General features: G+C 37.4%; 1 protein-coding gene. It reads left to right on the top strand.

The window, feature by feature from the left end; translation table 11 throughout:
* The first annotated feature begins 245 nt into the window (after positions 1 to 245).
* Positions 246 to 1,484, top strand: coding sequence for an IS110 family RNA-guided transposase (locus BGM26_RS04185; protein ID WP_217038477.1), 1,239 nt, complete (start codon positions 246 to 248; stop codon positions 1,482 to 1,484).
* Positions 1,485 to 1,621 lie beyond the last annotated feature (137 nt).

Here is a 1,621-nt window from a genome sequence, read left to right as displayed (position 1 = left end):
TCGTAATATAAGGTCAGCCAGTTTTTTCTGGTTGACCTTTTTTCATGAGGTCTTATGATAGCGGTAGTCGGGGTAGAACGCAGCGCCCGTGGGACTGGATCCCGTCAGCAAAACTGTTCACCCCCTACTTGTATAAACATGTTTTAGGCTGGTTGGGACATAGATCCCGTTTAACAAGCGAACCTATGGCATTACAAGGAGTTTAGGGGTTACCGACTAATTTATTTCTAGGAGGAGATTGATAAATGAATCCAGTGATTGGTCTGGATGTTTCAAAAGGAGAGAGTCAGGTTCAAGCCTTTTTAGATAAAGGAAAACCTTATCGTAAAAGCTTTAGTGTAAAGCATACTTTGGATGGTTTAGATAGTTTATTAGATTTCTTAAAGGAGGTTACGATAGCATCAGAGGGGATGAAACCTTCGGTTATCTTGGAATCAACTGGTCCTTATCATTCCCCTGTTGTCCAGTTTTTAGATGAACAAGACTATGTGTATATTATGGTGAACCCTCTTGTGTCTCATCGCTCACGTAGTGCCAATCTTAGAAAGGTAAAGACAGACCCTGTAGATGCGTACCAACTTTGCGAGCTATTCTACAAGGAAGAGTTAGAGCCTCATAGAAAAAGAGGAATTCAGTTATTAAATCTAAGAAACCTCACCAGACAACAGGAAGCAATTGTAGGTGTCTCATCTCAAACAAAATTACAATTACAAACTCTATTGGATCAAGTATTTCCTGAGTATCGAGGTGTTTTTGGAGCTCTATATTCCAGAGTCTCTTTAAATGTCCTTAATACATTTCCTACATCAGAGTCTGTATTTAAAGTATCAAAGTCAGCGTTAATCGACATTATTTCATCCTTGTGTAAGAGTCGATCAAATCAGTGGGCTGAAGAGAAAGCAGAGAAACTTATTGAGGCGGCTGAAAGAAATCCATTTCAACATAATATGTACGACAGTCACATCTTTAGTCTAAAGATATTAATCAATATCGTTCTTCAATACGAAGAGCACCTATCGAAGTTAGCAGCTGAAATAGATGCCCTCGCTGAAGAATTGGAAGAATATAAGATTATCCAATCTATCCCTGGTATCGGAGAAAAAATTGCGGCAACAATCATCTCAGAAATTGGAGAGATAGAAAGGTTTAATCACCCTAAAAAGTTAGTTGCATTTGCAGGAATAGACCCTAGTGTTTACTCTTCTGGTCGATTTACAGCTACAAAAAACAAAATTACTAAACGAGGATCTAGCCGATTAAGACGATCTCTATATATGGCTGTAAGATGCGGTATTCGTGATACCAGAAAGCAAAAGACAACAGATGAGATCATTGCAAGAAACAAAAAACTACGAGAGTATTATGATAAAAAACGCGATGAAGGTAAACCATTTAGGGTTGCAGTTATTGCTTGTGTGAATAAGCTCTTACATTGGATCTATGCCTTATTGAAAAGCAAAACAACCTTCCAAGATATAGCTTAACTACTACATCTAACTATCAGATGAAAAACCTTCCAAACAGTATATTCGGAAGGTTATTTGTCATGGACAATTTAAGTATAGCATGGATAAATAAAGTTTTTTATTGAAAAATGTTGACAAACTATTAGCTGGTTTTG

The organism is Bacillus sp. FJAT-29790, assembly GCF_019039215.1.
In the GTDB taxonomy this organism is placed as follows: Bacteria; Bacillota; Bacilli; order Bacillales; family Cytobacillaceae; genus Cytobacillus.
The sequence above is the reverse complement of the archived record's forward strand: the minus strand, read 5'-3'. Positions and strand labels throughout refer to the sequence as shown.